The sequence below is a fragment of the Exiguobacterium sp. s43 genome (genome assembly GCF_018617255.1).
In the GTDB taxonomy this organism is placed as follows: Bacteria; Bacillota; Bacilli; order Exiguobacteriales; family Exiguobacteriaceae; genus Exiguobacterium; species Exiguobacterium profundum.
In genome coordinates, this window is sequence record NZ_JACSJT010000004.1 from 100,013 (window position 1) to 125,068 (window position 25,056).

At 49.4% G+C, this 25,056-nt stretch carries 31 protein-coding genes, 2 tRNA genes and 1 rRNA gene; 8 read left to right on the forward strand and 26 right to left on the reverse strand.

The window, feature by feature from the left end; all coding sequences use genetic code 11:
* The first annotated feature begins 62 nt into the window (after window positions 1-62).
* Entirely contained in the window at window positions 63-1,298 is a 1,236-nt protein-coding gene (locus KNO79_RS13985) for an MDR family MFS transporter (RefSeq protein ID WP_168169827.1), read from the forward strand.
* Between the two features lie 35 nt (window positions 1,299-1,333).
* Here the strand turns inward: KNO79_RS13985 and KNO79_RS13990 are convergent, their stop codons facing one another.
* Window positions 1,334-1,723, reverse strand: coding sequence for a hypothetical protein (locus KNO79_RS13990; protein ID WP_015880596.1), 390 nt, complete (start codon window positions 1,721-1,723; stop codon window positions 1,334-1,336).
* Window positions 1,720-1,878, reverse strand: coding sequence for a hypothetical protein (locus KNO79_RS13995; protein ID WP_015880595.1), 159 nt, complete (start codon window positions 1,876-1,878; stop codon window positions 1,720-1,722). The genes KNO79_RS13990 and KNO79_RS13995 overlap by 4 nt, the downstream gene beginning before the upstream one ends.
* A 104-nt stretch (window positions 1,879-1,982) precedes the next feature.
* Between KNO79_RS13995 and KNO79_RS14000 the strand changes: the two genes are divergently transcribed.
* Window positions 1,983-2,318, forward strand: coding sequence for a TM2 domain-containing protein (locus KNO79_RS14000; protein WP_074032574.1), 336 nt, complete (start codon window positions 1,983-1,985; stop codon window positions 2,316-2,318).
* A gap of 39 nt (window positions 2,319-2,357) precedes the next feature.
* On the opposite strand, the gene KNO79_RS14005 is transcribed toward KNO79_RS14000, so the two are convergent.
* The 5 genes from KNO79_RS14005 to KNO79_RS14025 all read right to left on the reverse strand — a co-directional run bounded on the left by KNO79_RS14005 (window position 2,358) and on the right by KNO79_RS14025 (window position 6,334).
* Window positions 2,358-2,936 carry an NADPH-dependent F420 reductase gene (locus tag KNO79_RS14005; RefSeq protein ID WP_214691569.1) on the reverse strand — a complete coding sequence of 193 codons (579 nt, stop codon included), beginning with the start codon at window positions 2,934-2,936 and terminating at the stop codon, window positions 2,358-2,360.
* A gap of 3 nt (window positions 2,937-2,939) precedes the next feature.
* Window positions 2,940-3,413, reverse strand: coding sequence for a hypothetical protein (locus KNO79_RS14010; protein WP_015880592.1), 474 nt, complete (start codon window positions 3,411-3,413; stop codon window positions 2,940-2,942).
* Between the two features lie 94 nt (window positions 3,414-3,507).
* On the reverse strand, window positions 3,508-4,314 hold the full coding sequence (locus tag KNO79_RS14015) for an ABC transporter ATP-binding protein (RefSeq protein WP_074034811.1): 807 nt from the start codon (window positions 4,312-4,314) through the stop codon (window positions 3,508-3,510).
* Entirely contained in the window at window positions 4,311-5,357 is a 1,047-nt protein-coding gene (locus tag KNO79_RS14020) for a FecCD family ABC transporter permease (protein ID WP_074034812.1), read from the reverse strand. The genes KNO79_RS14015 and KNO79_RS14020 overlap by 4 nt, the downstream gene beginning before the upstream one ends.
* A complete protein-coding gene (locus tag KNO79_RS14025; RefSeq protein WP_214691570.1) occupies window positions 5,354-6,334 on the reverse strand; it encodes a FecCD family ABC transporter permease in 981 nt (326 codons plus the stop codon). The genes KNO79_RS14020 and KNO79_RS14025 overlap by 4 nt, the downstream gene beginning before the upstream one ends.
* A gap of 121 nt (window positions 6,335-6,455) precedes the next feature.
* On the opposite strand from KNO79_RS14025, the gene KNO79_RS14030 reads away from it, so the two are divergent.
* Window positions 6,456-7,388: an ABC transporter substrate-binding protein gene (locus tag KNO79_RS14030; protein ID WP_214691571.1), complete on the forward strand. Its 933-nt coding sequence runs from the start codon at window positions 6,456-6,458 to the stop codon at window positions 7,386-7,388.
* 84 nt (window positions 7,389-7,472) lie between these two features.
* A complete protein-coding gene (locus tag KNO79_RS14035) occupies window positions 7,473-7,655 on the forward strand; it encodes a PspC domain-containing protein (protein WP_026824450.1) in 183 nt (60 codons plus the stop codon).
* A 36-nt stretch (window positions 7,656-7,691) separates the two neighbouring features.
* Here KNO79_RS14035 and KNO79_RS14040 read toward each other — a convergent pair whose 3' ends face one another.
* From KNO79_RS14040 to KNO79_RS14070, 7 genes are all read right to left on the reverse strand, one after another.
* Window positions 7,692-9,038, reverse strand: coding sequence for an FAD-dependent oxidoreductase (locus KNO79_RS14040; protein ID WP_214691572.1), 1,347 nt, complete (start codon window positions 9,036-9,038; stop codon window positions 7,692-7,694).
* A 172-nt stretch (window positions 9,039-9,210) separates the two neighbouring features.
* Window positions 9,211-9,501, reverse strand: coding sequence for a hypothetical protein (locus KNO79_RS14045; protein WP_214691573.1), 291 nt, complete (start codon window positions 9,499-9,501; stop codon window positions 9,211-9,213).
* Between the two features lie 5 nt (window positions 9,502-9,506).
* Window positions 9,507-9,785 (reverse strand): hypothetical protein, encoded by a 279-nt coding sequence (locus KNO79_RS14050; RefSeq protein WP_214691574.1) that lies wholly within the window; start codon window positions 9,783-9,785, stop codon window positions 9,507-9,509.
* Between the two features lie 105 nt (window positions 9,786-9,890).
* Window positions 9,891-12,539 (reverse strand): hypothetical protein, encoded by a 2,649-nt coding sequence (locus tag KNO79_RS14055; protein ID WP_214691575.1) that lies wholly within the window; start codon window positions 12,537-12,539, stop codon window positions 9,891-9,893.
* A 145-nt stretch (window positions 12,540-12,684) separates the two neighbouring features.
* A complete protein-coding gene (gene tatC, locus KNO79_RS14060; RefSeq protein ID WP_031424497.1) occupies window positions 12,685-13,473 on the reverse strand; it encodes a twin-arginine translocase subunit TatC in 789 nt (262 codons plus the stop codon).
* Between the two features lie 3 nt (window positions 13,474-13,476).
* Window positions 13,477-13,695: a twin-arginine translocase TatA/TatE family subunit gene (tatA, locus tag KNO79_RS14065; RefSeq protein WP_034770678.1), complete on the reverse strand. Its 219-nt coding sequence runs from the start codon at window positions 13,693-13,695 to the stop codon at window positions 13,477-13,479.
* Complete coding sequence (locus KNO79_RS14070) at window positions 13,695-14,351, reverse strand: redox-sensing transcriptional repressor Rex (RefSeq protein WP_015880579.1); 657 nt, start codon at window positions 14,349-14,351, stop codon at window positions 13,695-13,697. Before KNO79_RS14070 ends, tatA begins: the two co-directional genes overlap by 1 nt.
* A gap of 150 nt (window positions 14,352-14,501) precedes the next feature.
* Between KNO79_RS14070 and KNO79_RS14075 the strand changes: the two genes are divergently transcribed.
* The 3 genes from KNO79_RS14075 (at window position 14,502) to KNO79_RS14085 (ending at window position 17,385) form a co-directional block, all read left to right on the forward strand.
* Complete coding sequence (locus KNO79_RS14075) at window positions 14,502-16,403, forward strand: ABC-F family ATP-binding cassette domain-containing protein (protein WP_015880578.1); 1,902 nt, start codon at window positions 14,502-14,504, stop codon at window positions 16,401-16,403.
* Entirely contained in the window at window positions 16,400-16,807 is a 408-nt protein-coding gene (locus tag KNO79_RS14080) for a hypothetical protein (RefSeq protein ID WP_214691576.1), read from the forward strand. Before KNO79_RS14075 ends, KNO79_RS14080 begins: the two co-directional genes overlap by 4 nt.
* A gap of 104 nt (window positions 16,808-16,911) precedes the next feature.
* Complete coding sequence (locus KNO79_RS14085) at window positions 16,912-17,385, forward strand: flavodoxin (RefSeq protein WP_074034828.1); 474 nt, start codon at window positions 16,912-16,914, stop codon at window positions 17,383-17,385.
* 9 nt (window positions 17,386-17,394) lie between these two features.
* On the opposite strand, the gene KNO79_RS14090 is transcribed toward KNO79_RS14085, so the two are convergent.
* The 7 genes from KNO79_RS14090 to KNO79_RS14120 all read right to left on the reverse strand — a co-directional run bounded on the left by KNO79_RS14090 (window position 17,395) and on the right by KNO79_RS14120 (window position 20,832).
* Window positions 17,395-17,961, reverse strand: a complete 567-nt coding sequence (locus KNO79_RS14090; RefSeq protein WP_074034830.1) for a hypothetical protein — start codon at window positions 17,959-17,961, stop codon at window positions 17,395-17,397.
* A 14-nt stretch (window positions 17,962-17,975) separates the two neighbouring features.
* On the reverse strand, window positions 17,976-18,998 hold the full coding sequence (gene tsaD, locus KNO79_RS14095) for a tRNA (adenosine(37)-N6)-threonylcarbamoyltransferase complex transferase subunit TsaD (RefSeq protein WP_074034832.1): 1,023 nt from the start codon (window positions 18,996-18,998) through the stop codon (window positions 17,976-17,978).
* Window positions 18,995-19,456: a ribosomal protein S18-alanine N-acetyltransferase gene (gene rimI, locus KNO79_RS14100; protein WP_074034834.1), complete on the reverse strand. Its 462-nt coding sequence runs from the start codon at window positions 19,454-19,456 to the stop codon at window positions 18,995-18,997. Before rimI ends, tsaD begins: the two co-directional genes overlap by 4 nt.
* Window positions 19,449-20,105, reverse strand: a complete 657-nt coding sequence (gene tsaB / locus KNO79_RS14105) for a tRNA (adenosine(37)-N6)-threonylcarbamoyltransferase complex dimerization subunit type 1 TsaB (RefSeq protein WP_214691577.1) — start codon at window positions 20,103-20,105, stop codon at window positions 19,449-19,451. Before tsaB ends, rimI begins: the two co-directional genes overlap by 8 nt.
* Window positions 20,102-20,551, reverse strand: a complete 450-nt coding sequence (gene tsaE, locus KNO79_RS14110; RefSeq protein ID WP_214691578.1) for a tRNA (adenosine(37)-N6)-threonylcarbamoyltransferase complex ATPase subunit type 1 TsaE — start codon at window positions 20,549-20,551, stop codon at window positions 20,102-20,104. The genes tsaB and tsaE overlap by 4 nt, the downstream gene beginning before the upstream one ends.
* Window positions 20,552-20,653: 102 nt before the next feature.
* Window positions 20,654-20,730: transfer RNA gene (locus tag KNO79_RS14115), tRNA-Met, on the reverse strand.
* Between the two features lie 25 nt (window positions 20,731-20,755).
* Window positions 20,756-20,832 (reverse strand) — tRNA-Met (locus KNO79_RS14120).
* A 139-nt stretch (window positions 20,833-20,971) separates the two neighbouring features.
* On the opposite strand from KNO79_RS14120, the gene KNO79_RS14125 reads away from it, so the two are divergent.
* Window positions 20,972-21,754: a sporulation protein gene (locus KNO79_RS14125; protein ID WP_015880565.1), complete on the forward strand. Its 783-nt coding sequence runs from the start codon at window positions 20,972-20,974 to the stop codon at window positions 21,752-21,754.
* 503 nt (window positions 21,755-22,257) lie between these two features.
* Here KNO79_RS14125 and KNO79_RS14130 read toward each other — a convergent pair.
* The 5 genes from KNO79_RS14130 to rrf all read right to left on the reverse strand — a co-directional run.
* Window positions 22,258-22,899 carry a uridine kinase family protein gene (locus tag KNO79_RS14130; RefSeq protein WP_074034841.1) on the reverse strand — a complete coding sequence of 214 codons (642 nt, stop codon included), beginning with the start codon at window positions 22,897-22,899 and terminating at the stop codon, window positions 22,258-22,260.
* 304 nt (window positions 22,900-23,203) lie between these two features.
* Complete coding sequence (locus tag KNO79_RS14135) at window positions 23,204-24,142, reverse strand: coiled-coil domain-containing protein (RefSeq protein WP_074034846.1); 939 nt, start codon at window positions 24,140-24,142, stop codon at window positions 23,204-23,206.
* Window positions 24,143-24,309: 167 nt separating this feature from the next.
* Window positions 24,310-24,603 (reverse strand): hypothetical protein, encoded by a 294-nt coding sequence (locus KNO79_RS14140; RefSeq protein WP_244150651.1) that lies wholly within the window; start codon window positions 24,601-24,603, stop codon window positions 24,310-24,312.
* Entirely contained in the window at window positions 24,600-24,833 is a 234-nt protein-coding gene (locus KNO79_RS14145) for a helix-turn-helix transcriptional regulator (RefSeq protein ID WP_031424468.1), read from the reverse strand. Before KNO79_RS14145 ends, KNO79_RS14140 begins: the two co-directional genes overlap by 4 nt.
* A 136-nt stretch (window positions 24,834-24,969) precedes the next feature.
* Window positions 24,970-25,056 (reverse strand): 5S ribosomal RNA (gene rrf / locus KNO79_RS14150); the annotation flags it as partial.

Here is a 25,056-nt window from a genome sequence, read left to right on the forward strand (position 1 = left end):
TCGTCCATTTTTCAAATCTGTTGTCTTGTTTATCATACAGGTACAGAATGGAAGGTGACAAGATGAAATGGAAAGATATACCTAAACCAATAAAAGTTCGACTCGTGACATCATTTTTTAACCGTTCGGTCTCATTCGCCATCATGCCGTTCATGGCACTTCTCTTTGTCAAAGCGTTCAACGAATGGATAGCGGGAGTCTTCTTGATCTCGCTCGTCTGTCTCGGATACGTGATCGGGTTAATCGGGGGATACCTCGCCGATAAGTTTTCAAGAAAGCGACTTCTCGTGTTGACGGCCAGCCTCACGGCATCGATGTTTCTCGTCATGACGCTCAGTCTTCAGTTCGACCAGATGATCGTCTTTATGATCGCCTATACGATTTTCACGGTCACGAATAACCTCGGGCGGCCTGCGATGAGTGCCATCATCATCGACGCGACAACACCTGAGAACCGAAAAGCCGTTTATGCGCTCGATTACTGGTTGATCAACCTCTCAATCACGATCGGGACGGCACTCGGGGGCTGGCTCTATGTCAGCAACCAACTGTTACTGTTTTGGATTTTGACGTTCACGTCGAGCATGTTGCCGATCGCGTACGCCATCTTCCTCGAAGACACGAAACGGACGTGGACGTCCCAAAAGCTCCGCCTCGTCTTCGTCGACGTGTTCCAAAGCTATCAAATCGCCTGGCGTGACCGTCCGTTCGTCAAAGTCGTCTTCGGCTCGATGTGTATCCTCGCTGCCGAGTTCTCGATGGGTAGTTATGTCGCGGTCCGGCTCGCCGATTCATTCGAACCGCTCTCGATTGAATCATGGACAATCAATGGGGTGCGGATGATGAGTCTCATTCAAATCGAGAACACGCTCATCGTCGTCGCGTTGACGTTCTTCATTCAACGTCTCGCCTCCCGTTTCTCAAACAAGCATACGCTACTCGGCGGACTCGCGTTGTACACGATCGGATACGCCGTCATCACGAGTGCGAACTCGATGATGCTCCTCCTCGGTTTCATGCTCATCGCAACGTTCGGCGAATTGTTGTACTCGCCCGTATTGAATACGGAGAAGGCGAACATGATGCCAGAAGACCGACGTGGTGCGTACTCGGCGTTTGCCGGAACGTCGTTCGCCGGTGCCGACTTCTTATCACGCTCGACGATTTTAATCGGGTCGCTCCTCACCCCGTTCATGATGAGCGTCTACATCGGACTGTTGGTCAGCTTCGGTTGCTTCCTCGTCTATAGCGGAATTTATGTAAAAGAAAAGCTCGTTTTACGACGAGCGGCTTCCTAAATCAAACCCATCCTTTCTCAGCGAAGGGATGGGTTTTAGTCGAGCTGTTGTTGGTGCATCGCATAGATCAAGGTCAACGCCCGGATGCAGAAGATTGTCGAGAAGCCATAAATGCTCAGTTCGAGCAACGAAACAGAAGGATATTGTAGGCCAAGGGAGACCACATAGCCTACCAAACAAAGCAAGACGACGAATGTGATCGTCCACTCATCCGACTTCCGCTTCATCTTCTCGGCTAACCCCTTCTCTTCTTTTTCTACACGCTCCCGTTGCCAAAAGTAAAAGAAAACTGCATACATCGCAAACGAGATTCTCGGAACGTCGCCTAAGAGTAAATCAAAAATGATGAGACTTAAAAATAAGTATGTCCCTAATTGATAACCGCTCTTCATTTGAAGTCGCGAACGCAGTGGTCTGTTCGTCATAATCCAATCACAGCTACGGTCAACCCACCGTAGACGAACCCGAGCACGATGGCACTGATGGCCATGCGCTTATATTGTGGATATTGATAAAGGGCAATCGCTCCACCAACGACGTGAACGAAGGCGACGATGAACGTCAAAATCGGAAAAAGCATAAAGAACCTCTTTTCTTTTTAGGAAATCATGGAAACAAATCCATTTTCCGATATACTTGAGTGCGAACTCATTATAACAATTATGGATAAGGAGTTGGAGTCCTATGTATGATTCGCGTATGGATTTGACGACAGAAGAAATGTTACTCGTGAACAGCGAAGTCGAAAAACGAAAACGTAGCTTGCTCGTCGCCTACTTGCTTTGGTTTTTCCTCGGTGCATTTGGTGCGCACCGTTTCTATTTCAAAAAAATCGGTTCAGGAATCGCCATGGTCCTACTCGTCGTCTTGACGCTCGGTCTCGGTGCATTCATCACAGGCATTTGGGCACTCGTCGATGCGTTCCTCATGCCAGGTTGGCAACAACGGGAAGTCGAGCAGATTGAGCGCGAGACGATTGAGCTGCTTCAAACACGCTCTGATCGCTATACAGGTTTTTAATCAAAAAAGACGATTGAGGCATATCGCCCCGATCGTCTTTTAATTTTCTGTTAAGTAGAAGGCGAAGTCCCGTGATTTTCTCTCTTTCACCGCATTATGAATCCAGAGCCACGCCAACCCTTCCAACTCACGAGCAAGCTTCAGCCCATGGAGCGGATGCGTATCGAAGCCGATCTTGTTCGATAGTTCGACGACAAGCCGCACCGCTTCCTCATCTTCACCCGCGACGAACATGACGGAGCCATCCGGATCGCCTAAATTCTCGACCCCTGTCTGATTGAACGCCTTCACAACTTTCGTATCAGGAATGAGTCGCTGCAAATACTCCGCACCCGACACCCCGTCCGGTCGCTCGACTTCGTTAAATTCGATGGCGATTGGATTCGTCACATCAATCAATACTTTCCCATCCAGTCCGTCGAGTGTCGGTAACAGATCGACTGCGGCCGCGAACGGCGTACAGAGCAATAGGACATCGCTTGTCGAGGCGACCTCTTGTAGCGTCAATGTCCCTTCCCGCTCCGTCCGTGTCCCGTACAGCACCTCATAGCCTGCTCGTTCGAACTGCTCCCCGAGCGTACGTCCCACTTTCCCGGCACCTAAAATTCCGAGTTTCATGTCTCACAGCTCCTCGTCTGTCCGCGTGACTGTCCCTCCGAACTCTTCTGCAAGCCCGTCTAAAATCGATGGATCGAATTCATCCCCGATGGCCATGACACCCGTCTGACCCGGTTCGATGTTACCGACCGTCCGTTTGAACGTGTCTTGGATGCCTTGTAAATGTTTTACGTCTTTCGTGCCGCCGATGAGACCACCTGTTAGTGTCCCGAACAGGATACCGAACGGACCTCCGAGGATTCCAACCGCCATCCCGATGAGCGCACCTTTCGTCGACTTATTGACCGGTGCGAGCTGCGCCGCATCCTCGAACGAGAACGCCCCGTTCTCTTCGCGCTTGATGACGACCAATTGTTCAAAACCGACGAGCCCATCCGAATGGTACTTTTTCAGCTTACTGAACGCCTGATACGAGATTGATTCTTCTGGGAACGTGAACGTGACGATGTGATACGGTTGTTTTTCCTTTTTAGCCATGAAAAATTCCTCCTTTAGGTAGAAAACATGACACGCACTTACCCTACTCTTTTTCCCTGCTTTTCCGTAAAAAAACCTAGTCCGCAGACTAGGTTCAGGTCGGTCGTTTTTCATTCAACTCATAGTGTGAATACGGTACACAGAGTGGTGTCCCGTATAGCGGATCCTCGGTCACCACGACTTTGAGACCGAAAACGTCTTTCATGAATGTCTCATCGACGACATCGTTCGGACTTCCTTCGCGATACACGTTACCGCCAGCTAATGCGATGACATGATCGGCATAGCGACAGGCCAAGTGAAGATCGTGAAGTACCATGATGATCGTCTTTCCTTCCAATCGATTCAACCGATACATCAAATCTAAAATCTCGATTTGGTGCGACATGTCCAAATATGTCGTCGGTTCATCGAGCAAAATCGTCTCCGATTCTTGAGCGAGTGCCAACGCGATCCATACCCGTTGCTTTTGTCCTCCGGAAAGGTTGCTGACGAGCGTGTCACGGAGCGATACCGTATCGGTGAAGGCGAGTGCTCGTTCGACGGCCCGTTCATCGTCTTCCGAATATCGTTTGAAGAACGTCTGGTACGGATAGCGCCCGAATCGGACGAGTTGTTCGACGGTCAATCCATCTGGTGCCACGTTCACTTGTGGCATGAAAGCCATAAGTCGAGCCGCCTCTTTCGCTCGATACGAATCGAGCGGTTTGTTTCGAAATGCGATCTCCCCGCCAAGTGCATCTCGCTGTCTCGCAAGCGTCGAGAGGAGCGTCGACTTCCCGCAGCCGTTCGCGCCGAGAAGGACGGTGATTTTCCCATGTGGGATGGAGAATGATAATTGATCGAGCACCGTCTTCTGTTCATATCCGATGGTTACGTGGTTCAAATCAAATGTGTTCATCTCATGCTTCCTTTCATCATCCGTCGAAGTAAGTAGAAGAAATACGGTGCTCCGATGACGGCTGTCATCACGCCGGTCCGTAGTTCATACGGATAAAAAATCGTCCGAGCGAGTACGTCCGCCAACACGACAATCGTCGCCCCTACAAGCAGCGTCGCCCAAATGTAAGGGAGCTTCAACCCTTGTCGAGCGATATGAGGTGCCATCAACCCAACAAAACCGATTGCACCGACAAAGGCGACACCAATACCGGCGAGTAAACAGGAAAGCAACAACGTCCCACGCTGAATCCCTCGTACCGGTACGCCGATGCTCGTCGCTGTCGCTTCACTGATATGAAGCGGACGAACATGACGTTCAATCAAGAAGGCTGCCAGCAAAAAGAGAAGGACGAACGGCACCATAATCTTCAATTGATTCCACGTCGCGGCGTAGACTGTACCGGTGAGCCATTGTTGGATATCGTTCTTTCGGTAAACGTTCGAGGCGAGCATCATGAACTGAACGATCCCTTGCGAGAAGATGCTGATTCCAATCCCAACAAGTGCTAGCCGGACAGGTGGGACTCCACGTTTCAACAAATAGAAGAGGAACATCCCGACAACAATCGCCCCAAGGAACGAAGCGATTGGGATATAGGCGAGCGGCACTGACAGCTGATTCGTTCGCTCATCCGAGAAAACGGTGAAGAACGTAGCCGTCGCAACCCCTGCACCTCCGACAATCCCGAAAATCTCCGGGGATGCCAGTTCGTTTTTGATTGTCAGTTGTAACAAGTGACCGCTGACGGCGAGACTTGCGCCGGCAGTGATTGCCATCAACACACGTGGCATCCGAAACTCGAAGACGACGAGCTGCTCGAATGCATCCCCTGCTCCGATGAACAGGGCAGCGAGTGAGGCGGGACTAAGGAATGTGTCACCGATGGCGAGCCCGAAATAAATCGACACGAGCAATCCAACGACAAGTAGAAGCGCCAACTCGATTTCACGCTTCCGGAGCGTGAACGAGACAGGACCTTTTCGAAAGCGATATGTTTTCATGATTTAATGACTCCTTGTCTGACACTGACGAGATAGATGAAGAATGCCCCACCGATGACGGCGAGTACGACCCCAACGGTCACTTCGCGTGGGAACAGGATAACGCGTCCCAGAATATCCGCCGCAAGCAACAGGACGCTACCGATGAGGGCACTTCCGGCGAGACGAGCGAAAAAGGCCGTCCCGAACAGATATTTCGCCAAATGGGGAGCGAGCAGACCGACAAATGCGATTGGTCCGGCAAGTGCCACCCCGAATGCGGAGAGCACGACGGCGAGCGTCACGGCGACGAACTTGATGATGCCGACATTTTGTCCGAGTGAACGGGCGACCTGGTCTCCGAGCGATAACGTCTCTAACTCTTTACTGAGCAAGAGAACGAGAATGACCGCCGCCGCCATCCATGGCAACAACGTCTCGACGAGCGTGAGCGATCGTCCGGCGACCGATCCGGTTAGCCAGAACAGTACCTCATCAAGCGCACCTTCCTCATACGCGATGATTGACTGGGTAAATGAGCTGAATAGAGCGGCAAGCGACGCCCCGGCAAGCGTCATATACATGACGTTCCCTCCGTTCGCACTCAGTAGATAGACAATCACGCCGGCAACAAATGCTCCGATGAGCGAGGCTGTCGTGAACGAGGCGATACTACTGAACCCAAAAAGCGTTACGAGCACGATGGCCAGACTCGCTCCGGCATTCACCGCCAAAATATCAGGAGATGCGAGCGGGTTACGGGTCACGAGTTGAAAAATGAGCCCGGCGAGACCTAGGACACTACCGACGAGTAGCGCGACGACCGTCCGTGGGATGCGATTGTCTGCCAAGGCAATCATCGCTTGTGATGAACCGTCCGCTTGGAACGTCATCACATCTTCATGGCTGACCGCAATCACACCGACGCGCAAGGAGATATAACTTAAGATAGGTAAACAGATGATCAAGAAAAGTAATTTGATCCAAGGTTTTTTCATGTCCTCACTTCTTTCCTTTCCTACCATAGCAAATATTGCGTTCCATAAAAAGGGGTTGACAGTGAGAATCATTATCACTTATAGTCAGGAAGGAAAATCACCTACATAGAGGAGAATTGTAATGAAAAAGTGGATGCTCGCGTTACTTACGCTTTGCTTAACCGTCGTCCTCGCTGCTTGCGGCGGGTCTGACGATACAGAGAACGATACAAGTTCAGAAACTGCGACTCGCTCGATTGAGCACGCGATGGGAACGGCGGACGTACCTGAAAACCCGGAACGCGTCGTCGTCTTGACGAACGAAGGGACAGAGGCCCTTCTCGCCCTCGGCGTCAAACCAGTCGGAGCCGTCAAATCATGGAACGGCGACCCGTGGTACCCGCACATTGAGTCCGAGATGACAGACGTCACGGAAGTCGGGACAGAAAGCGAAGTCAATCTAGAGGCCATCGCAAAATTGGAACCCGATCTCATCATCGGAACGAAACTTCGTCAAGAGAACATCTATGACAAGTTAAACGCCATCGCACCGACGGTCATGTCAGAGACGCTCAAAGGTGATTGGCAAGAGAACTTCACTCTTTATGCGAACGCACTCAACCTAGAAGAGGAAGGCAATCAAGCGTTGGCCGACTACGAACAGCACGTCGAAGATACGAAAGCAGATCTCGGAGACGCCGTGAATAAAGAACTCTCGGTCGTCCGCTTCCTTCCTGGCGAGTCACGCATCTACTTCAATGACAGCTTCTCCGGCGTCATCCTTAATGATGTCGGCATCAAACGTCCAGCGTCACAAGATAAAGCGGAATTCGCTGAGCCAGTCGCGATGGAACGGATCCCGGAGATGGCAGGCGACCACATCGTCTACTTCACATATGGTGGAGCAGACGGGTCGAAGACAGCCGAAGAATGGCAATCGAATCAGTTGTGGAAAGACCTCGATGCTGTCAAAGCAGGGGAAGTGACAGAAGTCAGTGATGACATCTGGAACACGTCTGGTGGCGTCTTGTCTGCCAACCAAGTGCTCGATGAACTCGTCGACATCTTGAAATAAACAGTAGCGCATCAATTAAATTGATGCGCTTTTTCATACACTCATATGGTAAAATTTACATATCAACTCATAAGGAGCTTTACTATGCAACGTACACTTCGAAAGTCGGCGACGGACCGCTCGATTGCCGGTGTATGCGGTGGGATCGCTGAATACGTGAACATCTCATCACTCGGTATTCGGCTCTTATTCGTCTTTTTGCCGGCTAACTTTCTCATCTATATCCTTCTTGCCAACTTGATGAAAGATGAACCACACTACCTCTAAAAAAACGCGAAAGCTGTTAGCTTCCGCGTTTTTTTGTTAGGCATTCACTTTGTCTTTCATCGCTTCAAGCGCTCCGCTGTTCAGGAAGTGCCATGGCTTGTTGTAGTGCGGTTGGAAGAAGAAGTCGACATAGGCGAGCTCTTCGATCGTCATCTCGTTTTGGATGGCGAGGGAGAGTGTGTTGACCGCTTGAGTCAAATCCGCTTTTGATAACACTTGTCCACCGACAATACGGTGTGTCCCTTTTTCATAGACGAGTTTGAATTCGACTTTCTCTGCGGTCGGCATGAACTCCGGACGATACGCGTCCTCGATGACGACACTTTCCACTTCGAGTCCAAAGAGCGCTGCCGCTTCTTCCGTCAGACCAGATGACGCGATATTCCAGTCATAGAGTCGAAGTCCTGACGTTCCTTGTGTCCCTTGGTAGCGGACGCGTGGTTGCATCATGTTCTCCGCGACGAGCGTTCCCATGCGGACAGCATTCGTCGCCAGTGGGATATAAGCGTGTGTGCGTGCCGGGTTATAGTAGACGGCACAGCTGTCCCCTGCCGCAAAAATATCGGGGTTGCTCGTACGCATATATTCGTCGACGATGATGGCGCCGTTCCCGAGCATATCGACTTGCCCTTCTAACAGTCCTGTGTTCGGACGGAATCCGACGCAGAGAATCACGAGATCCGCTTCGAATTCACCTTTGTCCGTCACAACGTGTGTGACGTTCCCTTCTGTTCCACGGAACGCTTCGACCGTCTGACCGAGTTCAAGATCGATCCCGCGACTGGTCATGTCCGCTTCTAGTGGATCTGTGAACGATTTATCGAGATATTTGTTCAAGATACGGTCGGCACTATCGATAAATGTGACATGTTTTCCGTATGCTTCGAACGCCTCGACGAGTTCGACTCCGATATAACCCGCCCCGATGACGGCAATCTTCGTCGCATCTGTCGCCCGTTCGATGATGCGTTGGGCATGCGCATAGTTTTTACAGAGCTCGATTCCATTCATTTCGATCCCTGGGAGCGTCGGGACGATCGGCCATGAACCCGTCGTGACGATCAAGCGGTCATACGTGTCATGCACGTCTTCCCCGGTCTCAAGATTTTTAGCGTGGACCGTCTTCGCTTCGGAGTCGATCGACAAGACGTCATGTTTCATGCGCATCGTCGCACCGAGTTCTTCAAGTTCACGTGGAGACGAGTAGAATAACTCTTCCGCACGTTGGACGACCCCACCGACGTGGAGCGCAATCCCACACGAGAGGAAACTGACGTTGTCGTTCCGCTCGTAAACGGTGATATCGAGATTGGCGTGCTTAGCGAGTAATCCTTTGACTGCTGCTGTTCCTGCGTGTGTACATCCGATGACTGCGATTTTCATATGAGTCGTCTCTCCTTTTATGTTAGACAGTACGTTTCGTTTTATATTGTGATAAATATCACATTTACTTCTTGACCTTAGTGTACTATTTCACAATATAGGATTCAATAGCTATGCTCACCATTTCACGTAAAAGTGTCTAAAGTTTGAACAGGAAAAAATCCGCTCATTCTCATGACCGGACTCGCTTCTCTTTCAATAGATAATAGATCCATACAAGAAGATGAACAATCAATCCGAGGACGTTCATAGAGAGACCAACTAGCCCCCACCACAATGCTCCCCAGCCGTATCCAAATGCCAGATTGCCAATCACAAGTACATAGCCACTTACAACTAGGAATGTACCGATCAGGAGTAACACGGACCGTCTTCTTTTCTGCCGCATCACGTGATAGATGGATAGCACTACCCCTAGTGTCAATCCAAGAAACAACAACATCAAAAAGGTCAAATCACTCATTCTCTTTACTCCTCCTGTTTCAAACGAAAAATAGTGAACGTCAAGTAGACAAGGAGACTTCCACCGTATAGGAGCAAACCGTATACGAACCACCCCATTCCATCAAATCCTCTTATGTATCCCACTCCGACGAGCATCATACAAAAACCAATGACCATACTCACAAACGAAATCGTGAGAACCTTATCCGTTTTTGACAGGAACAGATGTCTTCCAATCCCTATGGATATCCCTGCAAAGATCAACATCATGATCGTCTCAGAACCGTACCATTGCCACCACATGACCCGCACCTCAAATCCCTCTTTTTTCCATATTAACATGAGTGAAGGGCTCACAGGTATGTTGAAAGCAAAAAGACCATCCGCTCATGCGAATGGTCCGAGTACTCATCGAACGGTGAAGGTTTTCGTTACGCTTCGACCTTTCGGTGTCACGAGACGAAGCGTGAGCTGCGTCCCTTTTCGTTGCGGTGAAAAACTGAGAATCGTCGAAGTCGTTTTTACTTCTTTCTCTGCGAGAACGGTCGTCCCACGCATCAGCGTGAGTGTACCGTAAGCCACGTTTGACGTCGCACGCAATGTCTTTGACGCACTTGAAGGAATGGTCGATGACAATGTCGGAGCCGGTCCGACCGTCACGGTCTTTTTCTGAATGTGACGATACGTCCCTTGCTGACTCGTCAACGTCACGACACTTCCAACCGGTTGTCGACTGAATCGTAGCGTCACACGGCCTGTACTGCTTGCCGTTCCGCTGGCAATTGTCTTCGTACCGCTCTTTAGTGTCACCGTACTGTTCGGTAGTACATACCCGACCCATAACGACTTTTCGTCGTTGATGGATAGCGTAGACAGCGAGGTCTTCGGCAATTCCACTGTGACTTCACGGGATTTTGACCCGACAGAGGCACGGACACGAATCGTGTCACCCGGTTTCGCCGGGATGGTGTACCGTGTCGTTGATAACCGTTTTGGTGAAACGGCCACACCATTTACGTAAAAACGAACCGGGGCCACACTTGTCTTTTTAATCGAGAGTGTCGCCTGTGTCTTCGTCATCATGACGTCCGTGACACTCAAAACAGGTGTGAACGCGCGAACCGTCTTCGTCAATTCGTAAGTGGCATCGCGATACGTGCGTTTGACACGAATCACATCGCCTTCGCGTAATGGCGTATCGAACGTATAAGGCATCGAACTCGTCTTTGTCACAAGGATGTCATTCCGATAAACTTCATATGCTTCATTTGTGCTAGACGTTACATCAATCGATTTATCGTACATCAATGGTGTCCGCGTCCAAGTGAAGGTAGGTGCATCATACGTCGCCTTCACTTCCGCAAGACGGAACTGTGAGGCAGGTGCCTCCTGTAACTTATAGTATATTTTTGTCCCAACACCAAACCACATGTGAGAAAACGATTTGATTTGGAGCATCCCATCCTCATTTACTTGCTCACTCCAGGCTTCATAACCGCGTTCGCTACGGGCAACGATGTCAACAGTAGCCTGTGGCGTGGTCTGTAATGTCACGCCTGATTTTACAGAGTTCGTTACAAGCTTGATGTCGTTCGGTGAAGTATCTTCACTTTCTTTTACCGTCACCAATTCAATTGGATCGGCATATACACTTGATGGGCTTCCGATTTTTACGGTCACACGCGATCCTGGTGCGAACCAGCGCGTCGGTTGCCAAGTGAAGCGTCCCGTTTCGTCTGACTGAACCGTTTTCGACTGATAGTTGACCAATGAATCTAGTGAGTCAGTGTACTGAGAGGTGCTTTTCGTCACACTGACGAATACTGGGGTGTTCGGTGCCGTTGTTCCTGTGATGGGCCCTAAAACACCTGTTGGCGGATCGAGTGTGAGCGGAACATAGTTAGATGCTGCAAAGTCTTCTGTTCGTTCTAACCCGTTCCATCCAAATTCAAAAGAATATCCGCCATTCGTGTTCATCGTCAACTTACCTTGTTCCCAGACAAACGGTTTCTTCTCAGAATATCGATACTTTGCCGACAATTCTGTCCCACTGACAGGAATGGATGTTCCATCAATCAGTTTAGCGGTTCCGTTCACTTGATAGGATTGGTTCACTTCATATCGTGTCGTCGTTTTCGGTACATCGATCAACAGTTGTCGTGGCGCTTTCCAAAATGACTCCGGCGTATACCCTGCCGTCACATCATGGGATAGCACATACCAATCTCCTCTTAGATTGACAAACGTGTCATCCACCGATGATTCTTTCCATTCTCCAGTGGCAACATTGTAACTCACGTAATACGTATCAAACACTTTCCGCATCGTGAAGTAGTAAATCCCGTCTTTCCACAGGAGATTCGTGACAGATTCCGCCTCTTTTTCAATCCAACGTTTCGTGGTCAAATCAAAAATCCGGAGATGTGAGTCGGTGGACATCTTGACCACTAGTTGATTCGCTTCTTCGATATATTGGGCAGATCGTACCTTGTCCGTATATGTTCCAAGCGTTTCAAGCGTTTCTCCCGTGATGGCTCGTTTCGTGATTTCACCGTTTGCGAAGACTAGGACCGTGCCGTCAGCAAGAAGGTTGTACGATTCGTATATACTTTCCGTATTAAACGTTCCGAGAATCTCACCCGTCAATGAAGTGACAGAATACGTCGTATGTCCTTTCCAAAGAATCATTTCTAAATCCTGATTCACAGCATGAAGATAATCGAGACCACTACTCGAATCGTTCGGGAATGACGTCATCGCATCGGTAATCGGATCCCAAATGAGGACCTCGCCATATGCATCTAAAATGACGCGACCGTCTCCGAGTCCAACGATATTATGTTCAACCGACACGCGGACGGGAAGTGTATACACTTCTCCTGTGCGCATATGCACAATCGTCTCTGGGTCGCCCGACCGCCATACATATTCACTGTTTGATACAACACTTCCCGTTGGCAAAACGTCCGGTTTTGCCGCTCCTTCTGCAAGGGCATCCATTTTTGGTCCAATCAACAATATGAGTACGACGAGCGTACTCCATAACCACTTGTTCATCTGCTTCCTCATTTCTGTTTATGTATACATAAGTTTTCAAAAAACATCCATTTTTGTTGAATCCCTTCTAATTTTAAGATGTTTTCTCAAAAATGCATAGCCCTAATATTCAAAAAAAGCACCGCGTCATAATTTGACGCAGTGCTCACTTTTCATTCATCTGTTTCATTAAATCCATCTGTTCTTGCACCATCGCCTCTTTCTCCCGGCGCAGCACCCCTTTGTAGGTGATGCGTGAAATCGATAAACTGATTTCGTATAGGAAGAAGAGTGGCAGCGACACCATGAGGTGCGACGTCAAATCCGGCGGTGTGATGAATGCAGCGATTACGAATAGAGCGAAGTATGCGTACTTTCGAATCTTGGATAAGAAGTACGGGGTCACGACACCGATTCGGGTTAAGAACATCATGACGACCGGCAGTTGGAACAATAGACCGAACGGAATTGTCAGCTGCAACAAGAACGTGAAGTAATTGTTGGCCCCGATGATTTGTTCGAGTCCGAGGTCTTGCCCGAGGTCCGTCGAGATATCGAGGACGAGCGGGAACAACCAGTAGTAGGCGAACGCAAGGCCAATCAAGAACAGTCCGAAGATGATCGGGATATAGGCAAGCGTGCCTTTCCGCTCATTCGGATGCAGACCGGGTGCGACAAACGCCCACACTTGATACAGTAGGAATGGGCTCGCCGCGATAAGGCCGATGATGAGCGCCAAGTTCAAGTAAATCATGAGCGGGTCCGCGACCCCAAAGGCGTTCAGTTCGAGCCCGCGTTCGACGAGGTCTTTTTGCAAATACGCGAGTACATATTTGACACTCGGCAAAGCCATCAAAAAGAAGGCAAAGACGACAAATGCAGATAGCATCAGTCGTCTCCGCAGCTCTGTCAAGTGATCGGTGAGTTCCCGCTCTTGATCAGGTTGATGATTCATGGCTTACTGCTCTTTCTTTTCGATAGCTTTCTTGTCGTTCTCGTCGTGCTCGTTCATCATGCCGTTCGTTGCATTTTTGAACTCACGAAGCGTTTGTCCGGCCGCGCGACCAAACTCCGGCAATTTCTTCGGTCCGAAGATGATGAGCGCGATGATGGCGATGATGAATAGACTCGCCCCACCCGGAATCCCGACGACGAGTGATGATGCTAGTAATTCCATTATTGATGGACCCCCTCAGCGGTTGGATAGTGTTGCATAAAGTAAATGAGTGACTGCAGCTCAATCGACAAATCGATATGATGGACGCGAACCGTATCCGGTACAGTGAGTCGTGCCGGTGTGAAGTTCAAGATGCCCTTGATGCCGAAACGGACTAAGTCGTCTGCGACGGACTGCGCATAAGCAGAAGGTACCGTCAAAATGGCGACGTCGATCTTGTTTTGCTTCATGATTTGTTCCATCTCATCGACGTGATGAATTGGGACGCCTGACATCGTCGTGCCGACTTTTGTCTCGTCTGCGTCGAACCCGACGACGATATGTGTGTTATTGTTTTTAAGGAAGTTATAGTTGACGAATGCCGTCCCAAGGTGACCGACTCCGACCAAGGCGACATTCGTAATCTCGTCTTGATTCAGTGTCTTTCGGAAAAAGTCTAACAGATACTGCACGTTATAGCCATATCCCTTTTTACCGAGCGCACCGAAGTACGAGAAATCACGGCGAATCGTAGCCGAATCGACCTTGACCGCCTCACTCAGTTCTGCTGAAGAGACACGTTGTTTCCCTGAAGCATGCAGGCTTTGAATAAATCGATAGTATAGTGGCAACCGTTTGGCTGTCGCTTGTGGAATCTTTGGTTCGTTTTGACTCAACGGAAAGAGCCTCCTTTTTACGACACGTTACAAACGAATCTGAATTTCATACACCTTGATTGTAAACGAATTCACATGACCACTCAACGAATATACCTAAAATCGCTGAAAAATACAGTATACTAAATAGAGAGAAAGGGGTTTTTTCACTTGATCCTACTGCAAGTCAACAACTTATCCAAATCCTTCGGCGTCGAGCCGATTTTAGAAAACGTAAAACTTGAAATCCAGGAAGGCGAACGCGTCGCTCTCGTCGGTCGTAACGGGGCCGGTAAGTCGACGCTTTTGAAAGTCATTGCTGGTGAATACAACTATGACTCCGGGGACATCATGAAGCCAAAAGACGTCACGATCGGTTATCTCGCGCAAGACTCAGGGTTAGAATCCGACGAGACGATCTGGAATGAGATGCTCACCGTCTTCACGGACTTGATTGAGCAAGAGAAGACGCTCCGTCGCATGGAGGCTGACATGGGCTCCGAACGGATCCTAAATGACGCCGCTGCATATGAACGCCTCCTCTCCTCTTATGATGAAGAGCAACATACGTTCAAAGAGCGTGGCGGTTACCAATACGAAGCGACCATCCGCTCGGTCCTTCACGGGATGCGCTTCTACCCGGACGACTTCGAGCGTCGCATCGACACGCTCTCCGGGGGACAACGGACGCGTCTCGCCTTGGCGAAAATGCTCCTTCAAAGTCCCGACCTGCTCATCTTGGATGAGCCGACTAACCATTTGGACATCGAGACGCTCGCCTGGCTTGAGAAGTACTTAAGCGGCTATAAAGGCGCCGTCCTCATCGTCTCCCACGACCGCTACTTCCTCGACCGCGTCGTTTCGGTCGTCTATGAGTTGTCACGTCATCGGAGCCGTCGTTTCGTCGGGAACTATACGAAGTATCTCGAACAGAAGGCGGCCCTCTACGAACAAGAGAAGAAGCAGTTCGAGTCACAGCAAGAAGAGATTGCCAAGATGCAGGACTTCATTCAGCGAAACATCGCCCGGGCGACGACGACGAAACGGGCACAAAGCGTGCGGAAACGTCTGGAGAAAGTCGACCGACTCGATGCTCCAGATGGCGACGAGCGCAGCGCCGTCCTCTCCTTCTCCATCAAACGCCAGAGCGGGAACGATGTATTGAGCGCGAGTGACCTCGCCATCGGGTACGAGGAAGCGATCGCTCAGAATCTCCGCTTCCAACTGCAACGCGGTGAGTCCGTCGCGCTCGTCGGTCCGAACGGGGTCGGGAAGTCGACCCTCCTCAAAGTGTTGACGAAACAACAAGCCGCCCTCACCGGTGACATCCGTTACGGGACGGGCGTCGAAATCGGATACTACGACCAGGAGCAACAAAACTTGTCTGACGCGAACCGTGTCATCGACGAGATTTGGAACGACTGGCCGCTCATGCGCGAGCAAGAAGTGCGGAGTCTGCTCGGACAGTTCCTCTTCAGTGGCGATGACGTCATGAAGCGTGTCCATGAATTATCAGGTGGCGAACGGGCACGACTCACGTTGGCCAAGCTGAAGCTCGAGCAACCGAACCTCCTCATCCTGGACGAGCCGACGAACCACTTGGACCTCGACTCGAAGATGATCTTAGAGAATGCCCTTCTCGACTATCCGGGCACGATTCTCTTCGTCTCGCACGACCGCTACTTCATCGACCGACTTGCGACGCGTGTGTTAGAAATCACGCCGAACGGTATCGACGAGTATCTCGGGGACTATTCGTACTATGTCGAGAAGAAAGAAGAGCTCGAGGAACTCGCGCGACTCGCCCGTGAAGAGACGAAGCAGGTCGTCGTGAAAAAACAGCGCGCTGACAAAGAGCAGCAACGGGAAGAGCGCCGCATCAAACAGCGCATCGAAGAGATTGAGCAAGCGATTGAGCAACATGAGAATCGTCTTGATGAAATCGAACAGTTGCTTTGTGAGCCGGACGTCTTCAACGACTTCGCCCGTGCCCAGGAGTTGTCGACCGAATCGGACGCAGCGAAAGAATCGATTACCGCGCTCTATGCGGAATGGGAGGAACTCCATACATGATGCGTACCCGTGCCATGCGAATCGAGTTCATTCAAGCGTTCCTCACGGGACTCGCCTACATCGTGCCGACCGGGACCGAGTTCGTGTCTGAACTCATCCGTGGGGAGCCGACGATTGTCCCGTCTATTCTCTTTTTCTTCCTGCCGGTCGTCATCGGCTTCATCATTCAGACGTGGCCAGGGATACTACTCAGTCTCTTCAGTGGCCTGCTCATGAGCACGCTCTTCATCCGTGTCGTCGTCTGGCCGGTCGATGTGACCGTTCACACGTTCTATGCGCCTGGATCGGTGTGGGCCCACTTCTATGAAGAGACGCTCTTCATGTGGATCCTCGCCCTTCTCGTGTTCATCGTGAGTCGTATCAATACGTGGCATCGAGAGAATTATCGACAACCAAAAGCATAACAAAACCACGTCTTCTGTTTGAAGGCGTGGTTTTGTTTGTACAATCAACGTTATCATTGACATTGATAATCATTTTCAATTAGTCTGTTGTTGAGGTGATGACAATGAAACTATTGATTGGGTACGTGAGCATGTCTGGCAATACGGAAGACATCGCGAATCTGATTCGACATACATGGCAGGACGCAGGACACGATGTATCGATATCTGACGATTTGGAATCCTTACGTATCGAGCAATTCGCCGAATATGATGCAGTCATACTCGGTACGTATACGTGGGGAGACGGAGATGTTCCGTATGAGGCCGAGGATTTCGTATATGATTTGGAAGAATCGTCGCTAAACGGTTTGCCGTGTGCCGCCTTCGGTTCAGGGGACACGGATTATCCCAAATATTGTGCAGCCGTCGATACCGTCGAGCAAGCCTTTCAAACTGCCGGTGGACACGTTCTTGTTCCTGCGCTCAAGATTGAATTCGACCCGGATACGGATGAAAAAAAGGAAGCATGTCTCGCGTTCGCCCATACATTCCTTCAACAACTTGAAGCACTCAAAAAGGTTCAGCCTCGTGGCTGAACCTTTTTGTTAGAAGTAACGCAGTGGTTGGAATCCGATTGTATGGAAGTCGAGCTTCGTCCCGTCTTCAGCGATAAAGAAGACAGCCTCGTTCGTGTCGACGTCACGTGTGAACACTTTATAGAACGTCATCGGCTTTTCGCCATTCGTCACATAGCGTGCTTCATGCGTCGAAATGACTTGTGCGAACAGTTGCTGTTCGTCGAGCTCCTCAATCAAATCATCAAACTTCGCCGCTTCTTCTTCTGTTGCCTCGCGACCCCGCTCGATTTCATAATAAGCATCGCTCGCTTTTGGTTGTACCCCGAGATTGCGATCGACGACGATCACACGCTCCGGCTCTTGATCGACGACACTTGTGTAGCCATATAGTGACTTGATGAGCGTATTCTCTCCGGTCACGCGACCGATACCTTCTAATGCCTCTTCTCCAGTGAGTGACTTCACTCGTGTCTCTTCTGGAACAATCTCCTCTTGATAGGCGATATTGTAAGCGCGGATGATCTCACGTACTTGTAAGAACGTCGCAACGACGAGTAGTACGATGAGCCCTCCGATGATGATGCGTTTCGTCATGTCTCTATTTCCCCCTAGACTGTCATGCTCTCTTCTAAGGATAACCCAGGAACCGCGTTCATCGCTAGTGTATCGCGCTTACCGCGCACATACGCGTGATGTGCCGCCACCCCGATCATGCCCGCATTGTCCCCACAGAGGTCAAGCGGTGGAATGACGAGTTGAATTCCTTCAGCTGTAGCAGCTTCTTGAAGCGCTGTGCGGAGGCCACGGTTCGCCGCGACACCACCCGCGACAAGCAATTGCTTCGCCCCTTTTTCCTTCACGGCACGAATCGCTTTCTCGACGAGCACTTCGACGACACTCGCCTGGAAGCTCGCCGCCAAGTTTTCAGGGATGACCGTCTCTCCACGTTGTTCCGCATTGTGTACGGCGTTGATGACCGATGACTTCAAGCCACTGAAACTGAAATCAAAGCTACCCGGTTCGAGACGAACGCGTGGGAAGTTGTACGTGTCTTCCCCGACCGCTGCCAGGCGGTCAATCGCAGGACCTCCCGGATATGGGAGACTGAGCGTGCGCGCAACCTTATCGTACGCCTCACCTGCCGCGTCGTCACGTGTCTCCCCGATGACTTCGAAGACACCATGTTCTGGCATATAGACGAGTTCTGTATGTCCCCCTGAAACGACGAGACAGACGAGCGGAAACTGCATCTCTTCGACAAGTTCGTTCGCGTAAATGTGTCCGGCGATATGGTGGACACCGATGAGCGGTTTTTGATGGGCGAATGCCAACGCCTTGGCCGCACTGATCCCAACGAGAAGGGCACCGACGAGACCCGGTCCTTGTGTGACCGCGACCGCATCGACGTCTTCCATCGTCACGCCGGCTTCACTCAATGCATCGTCAATCACGTACGTGATGCGCTCCACATGATGACGAGACGCCACTTCAGGGACAACGCCACCAAATCGTTTATGACTCTCGATTTGAGAAGAGACGACGTTCGACAATAACGTCTTTCCGTCTTTGACGAGCGCAACAGACGTCTCGTCACAGCTCGACTCGATCGAGAGAATCAGTGATGTGTTCATTCTGACTCACTTCCTAACTTCGCCCAATAAATATAGGCGTCTTCATTATTATCCTGATAGTAGCGTCTTCTCCGACCGGCTTGCATAAAACCGAACTGTTCATATAGTTTTTGCGCGCCAACGTTCGACACGCGGACTTCTAACGTCAATCCGACGAGTCCTTTTGACTTGGCGAACGCGACAAGTTCCGCTAACAATTGATTGCCGATGCCCTGTCCACGAAACTCAGGTAAGACGGCAATGTTTGTGATATGTCCTTCATCGACGATTGTCCAAACGCCGACAAACCCGACGACCCGTTTGTCATGGACCGCGACAAAGTAAATGGCCTGTTCATTTCGAAGCATCTCATTCATGAACGCCTCTTTTGTCCACGGGATGGCGAACGACGCTTCTTCGACTTTCGTCACTTCCTCGACATCAAGCCACGTCATCCGACGAATTTTCACGTCAGCCATTGTTTTGTCCCTCTAACCATTTCGCTTCCGCCTCGGCGAGTCGCAAATACTCCGGTTCAAACGAGTGAACATCGCTCGTCTCATCGCTGAAGACAATCAAATCACTCGCACGCCCATATCGATGGGCAGCCGGTGCTTCGATATAGTCATATTCACTTAACACGTCACGGAACGGTTCCACGTCTCCGACGACAAGGAAGCGCCCTTGACTATTCAGTCGCAACCAATCTGAGACGGAGGCGTGCTGATCATGTGTTAGTGCTTTGTTGTGTTGATAATATCCGATATACGCGTTGCCACGGCGCGCGTCAATCAATGAAACGACCGGCAAATCGGTATTCGGGGCCGCTGCCATGAGCTGAAGGGCAGATACACCGATGAGTGGAAGATTGAGCGTATAGGCGAGTGTCTTCGCTGTCGTCACTCCAATCCGAATTCCCGTGTACGACCCGGGTCCTGTCGTGACAACGATGCGTTCGAGCATGTTCGGTGTCCACTTGACCGCTGCCATGAGCTGTTCAATCATCGGCATGAGTGTGACCGCATGGTTTTTTGAGACCATTACCGTCGCTTCGGCTTGAATCTCTCCAGCCTCACTTAACGCGACTGACAAACGTGTCGTCGCCGTATCAATCATCAATTGCTTCATGCGAGCACCTCCTTGGCGATTTGAACGTAACGCTCACCCGTCGGAGCAAGTGTCAGTTTACGTTCTTCGTCGCCGACCCGTTCAATCGTGATGGCCAAGCGTTCTTCCGGGAGGGAGGACTCGATCAAGTTCGACCACTCGACGATGGCGACACCATCACCGTTGATATATTCCTCAAGACCGATGTCATCCCCCGTATCTTCGAGACGATAGACATCCATATGATAGAGCGGCAATCGCCCTTTATATTGTTTCATAATGGTGAAGGTCGGACTGTTGACGTTCCGCGTGACACCGAGTCCTTTTGCGAACCCTTGTGTGAACGTCGTTTTGCCGGCACCGAGGTCACCGTTTAACGTGATGACCGTCCCTGCTTCGACGAGTGTGGCCAAACGTTCTGCCACCTCCTGCGTCTCCGCCGCAGAATGCGTAATCAATGTATACATGAATGGTTCTCCTTTTTCACTTCTCATACGTACTCATTGTACACTTCATTTTAAGCAAAAAAAAACACGAAACGCTATCGTTTCGCTATCTCATTTAAAAATTGGTTGCGGGGGCTGGATTTGAACCAACGACCTTCGGGTTATGAGCCCGACGAGCTACCAGACTGCTCCACCCCGCGACGACATATGAAATTAAATAAAAATTGGTTGCGGGGGCCGGATTTGAACCGACGACCTTCGGGTTATGAGCCCGACGAGCTACCAGACTGCTCCACCCCGCGATGGTTTGAATTGTTTCGACATCCTCTATAATAAGCGAGACAGTTATAAAAAGCAACCATTTTCTTAATGTTTTTTCAAAAATGGAATCGGGAACAGATATAACAGCATAAACTATCAGAGAAAAGGGGCGCGACCGCCATGTCCAAATGGGGAAATCGATTCAAGAAATGGTTCTTTTCGGAGATCGAAGCCGAGATCACGTTTGACCCGGCAGCACTCATTCCGAAGCAGACCGTGACGGGTACGTTGCACGTCTCCAACCCGACAACGAATGTCGTTCGATTACAGGAACTCACCCTGACCTTCTTGACGACGTTCAAAGACATCACCATGGAAGGAAACGAGTTCAATCGAGAAGCTGATATTCAAGAAGTCCCGATTCCACTATCGCTTGTATTAGAGCCTGGAGCGAAAGAGGACGTTCCGTTTTCATTCGAGTTGACGATGTACGCACCCTCTTCTGCCGGCGCCCCGTATAGTATAGAGGCTACATTGTGGGACAAGGACATCAAACGAGTTTGGTTTGATGTAATCGAACACATCGAAATCGAACCGATGCCTGAACTGAAACGATTACTCGATGCGACCGCTCACGCTGGACTTGAGCCGATGTTCGTCCGAAACGTAATCGACCCGCTCGGGGAAGAACGTCCGTATCCATTCGTTGAAAAGTATGGATTCAAGCCGGTCGGAGAATGGGCCGATGAGTTCGAGGTCGTCAAATCGTTTTGGCGCTTACATGAAGACGGGATCGACCTCTACTACTGGCTCGACAACATCGAGACCCAGCGAACGCTCGAATCGATGGCGACCGACGTCGAATTGCGTCATCGTTCCCTCACCTGGGGGCAGCTCGAGCGCGAACAGGAACAGCTCGGTCTCGGCATTCAAGATACGTTACGCAGTCACCGCTCCTCGTGAGCGGTGATAACTTTTTAAGATGATGTGTAGCATTCGTTAATCGATCAAAAAGCTCCGAATAAGATTCTTTTCCATTCTTTTTTCGGACCTTTTTACTATGTTTTTAGCTAGTTTTTTCTTTTCTAGTCATAATATAGTGATGCAAAATCGAAGCAATCACACCTATGATTGATCCTATAACAATCGATACTAGTAAAATCGAAAAAATTTCTTGAAAGGTAACGGGTAGTAATAGTTGAGTAGCCATCAATAAAAAGACGAGGGTTACACCCGCTATAATCCACAGTAACGGTTTTTCCAAAGTAAGGTACTCCCTTCTTTAATAATTTTACCGTGCTCATTTCTTCTAATTCTGAAGTGTAAAGTACATATCTTGGAATCGATATCTCGGAGAGAATCGCCTGAATCCATTCGTTGAAGAGTTTTGATTCAAATCGATTGAAAAATGTGCCGACGAGTTCGAGAGCGTCAAATCACTTTGGCGTTGAAGATACGCTACTCAGTCACCGCTCCTCGTGAGCGGTTTTTTCAATTTGAATTCCATCCTTACTCGTATTGACGATAGTTTGAAAGTGGTGGCGATACGGATGCATGAACAATTCATATTGCAGACGTCGCTCTACATGTGAAGCGTGTAAGTAGTCCAGCTCCATACCCCGTTCCTGAATATCACGATGCGAACGTCGCTTGAACTCAGTCTCCCCGTCTGTGTAGAGATAAATCGATTGATCAAAAGATGAAAGATCCAGGAATGCGACACTCATCCCTTCAATAATCGTGATTGGCTTCTCCGGATCAATCCATGTCCGCTCTAAATAAGGGACATCAATCGTATAAAACCCAATCCCTTCCCGAATCATACGGACATCTCGCTCGAGTGAGAGCAGATGATGTGCGGCCGGATGACACGCCGTCATCTTATACTGATGGGTCGTTCCATCGTGTTGATACGTGAGGATCGTTTGTTTCCGCAACTGTGAATCTGTAATATACGGGTCTGTGTGAAGCAGGTTTATATCACCGAGTCGTTCCCGTAATTTTTCTGCCAACGTCGATTTTCCGGCTGCCCCGTGTCCGGAGATAGCAATCAGCGTTCGTTGATCCGGTCTCACGCTTTGTACGATACCCTCAATCAGTTGTTCCATGATTCTCTCCCTTTTGGTAATTTTGTTGTTTCAGAAAAACAAATACACGTCATTCATCCTCTATCCGTTTTCGAAGCCTGATTGCTGAAACAGTAAACATCACAAAGGCAATCAACGAAATCGAACTGACAATGATCAGAGTGGTCGATATGGGAGAACTAAAGAAAAATGGAATCGATAAAATCAATAGCGCCCCGGTGACTGCCATCCCTCTAATAAGAAATACCATCGTTTTACTCATTTTCTCTTCACTCTCCTTGAACTAAGCAAAAGAACCCTTACTATAAATATAATGACAGACAGCTCATCGTGTCAGGATGAGCTGTCTTCTTTTTTCTTCAGTCTCGTCAAGCTTCTGTTCTAACGTTTCCACTTGTCTCGTCATACGAGCAATCAGCTGACTGATTTCCTTATCCAGTCCGTTCACTTGATCTAAGGAATCATTGATTCGTCCATGCATCGTCCATTCTGAAAAAATATCATCCAAAAAGTAATCTGCGAACTGAATGAGTGAACCTCGATCGACATGCAACTCCTGAACAATACCTTGCACGTCCGCTAATTCACGGGAGAAACGCTCTAACGCAGATTGTAATTCGTGCATCGTCTGCTCGGAAGCATCTAGCGCCTCATGTTTCATTGCTGTGGCAATCAAGCCACCCCCGAAGAACGTATCATACGTCGACCACCCCTTCGCACTATCTAGATGTTTGAGTGTTTTTGCAATCGTTGATCGCGCCGCCTTACCGGCAACGATGGCTTCCCGATACTCGATAAGAAGTTCATTCGTTTCGGCTTGTTGATTCGTGAGATGGTGTAGGTCTCGGCGAATAGCTGGATCTTTCGCAAGATGGGATTCTTTTGTTTCTAAGAAGGTCTCCCACTCAGCGTCGATGCCCTCATAAACCTCGAGCTGTTCTTGTAATTCTCGATGTTCGAGCGTCAATTCGTCAATCATCGCCTCGTGTTCTCGTAATTTCAGTTCAGCGCGAGCAGCCTCTTCCATTTCGATTGTCCGTTGTTCATCAAACGTGCCTCGTAACTTTCGCCATGTGTTGACGAGCGAGAATTCTTCAAGGTCATACACATCACGTTGTTCTTTCGTGAATGTGTTGAGTAGTGCCTTCCGCACCGCCTCATGCTCGTTCAACTGTTTGTTTAGTATCTCTTGCTTACGAACAAGTCGATCACGCTCGGCGATACGCTGTTGTAAGTCTAATTGGGTCTGCTGAAAATTTCCCATTATGTTTCCCCTCTCTTTGTACTGATTAAAGTGTCGATTGGAACGCCATTTATCGTCATGCCTTCGATTCGTCATTTGTTAGGTCATGCTGACTCTATACAATGCTATACGTGCTTCACTCGTTAAATGTTTCATCCAACAAAAAAAGCACTCGATATGAGTGCCAATCAAATTCGATATTTTAATACGGTGATGGTCACTCCTTGAACAGTAAACGTCAAACCGATCAGAAGTGAAATCACATCACGATACACATCAAACGACAAGACATGTAACCAGCGATGATACCATTCGATAAGTAACCATCCGATGGGGAAAATCGGAGCGGCTACCATATAAGAAGTAGTTGCAATTTCTTTTCCACGTTCGTCCTTGCCTTCCTTTCCAAACAAAAACCTCAATGTAACGATAAGCATGACAAGAAAAATTGGAAAAATAAGAATGTTGATCCATAACATCATAAAGGTTGCTCCTTCTTTTCATATTGAAATACGTCATGCACTGTTGTATCAAATAAAATGGCAATCTCAAATGCCAATTTTAGCGAGGGACTGTATCGATTATGTTCAAGCGATACAATCGTTTGTCGACTTACCCCTAAAAAATCTGCGACTTGTTGCTGTGACCATTTCCGCTCTGCTCGTAGCACACTTAATCGGTTATAAAGTTGTCCGCTCGTTTTTTTGACCATTTTTAAATGCCTTCTTTCTTAAAAAAGCGTTCTCTCTCATTCGAATGTAATATTTTTTTGTCATTTAGTCAAATAAATATTACACTTAAACATACAAAAAAACGACCGAGCGTATGCTCGGTCGTCCTGCGTTGTTGCCTGGCAACGTCCTATCCTCACAGGGGGAGATCCCCCAACTACTTTCGGCGCTGAGACGCTTAACTTCCGTGTTCGGCATGGGAAC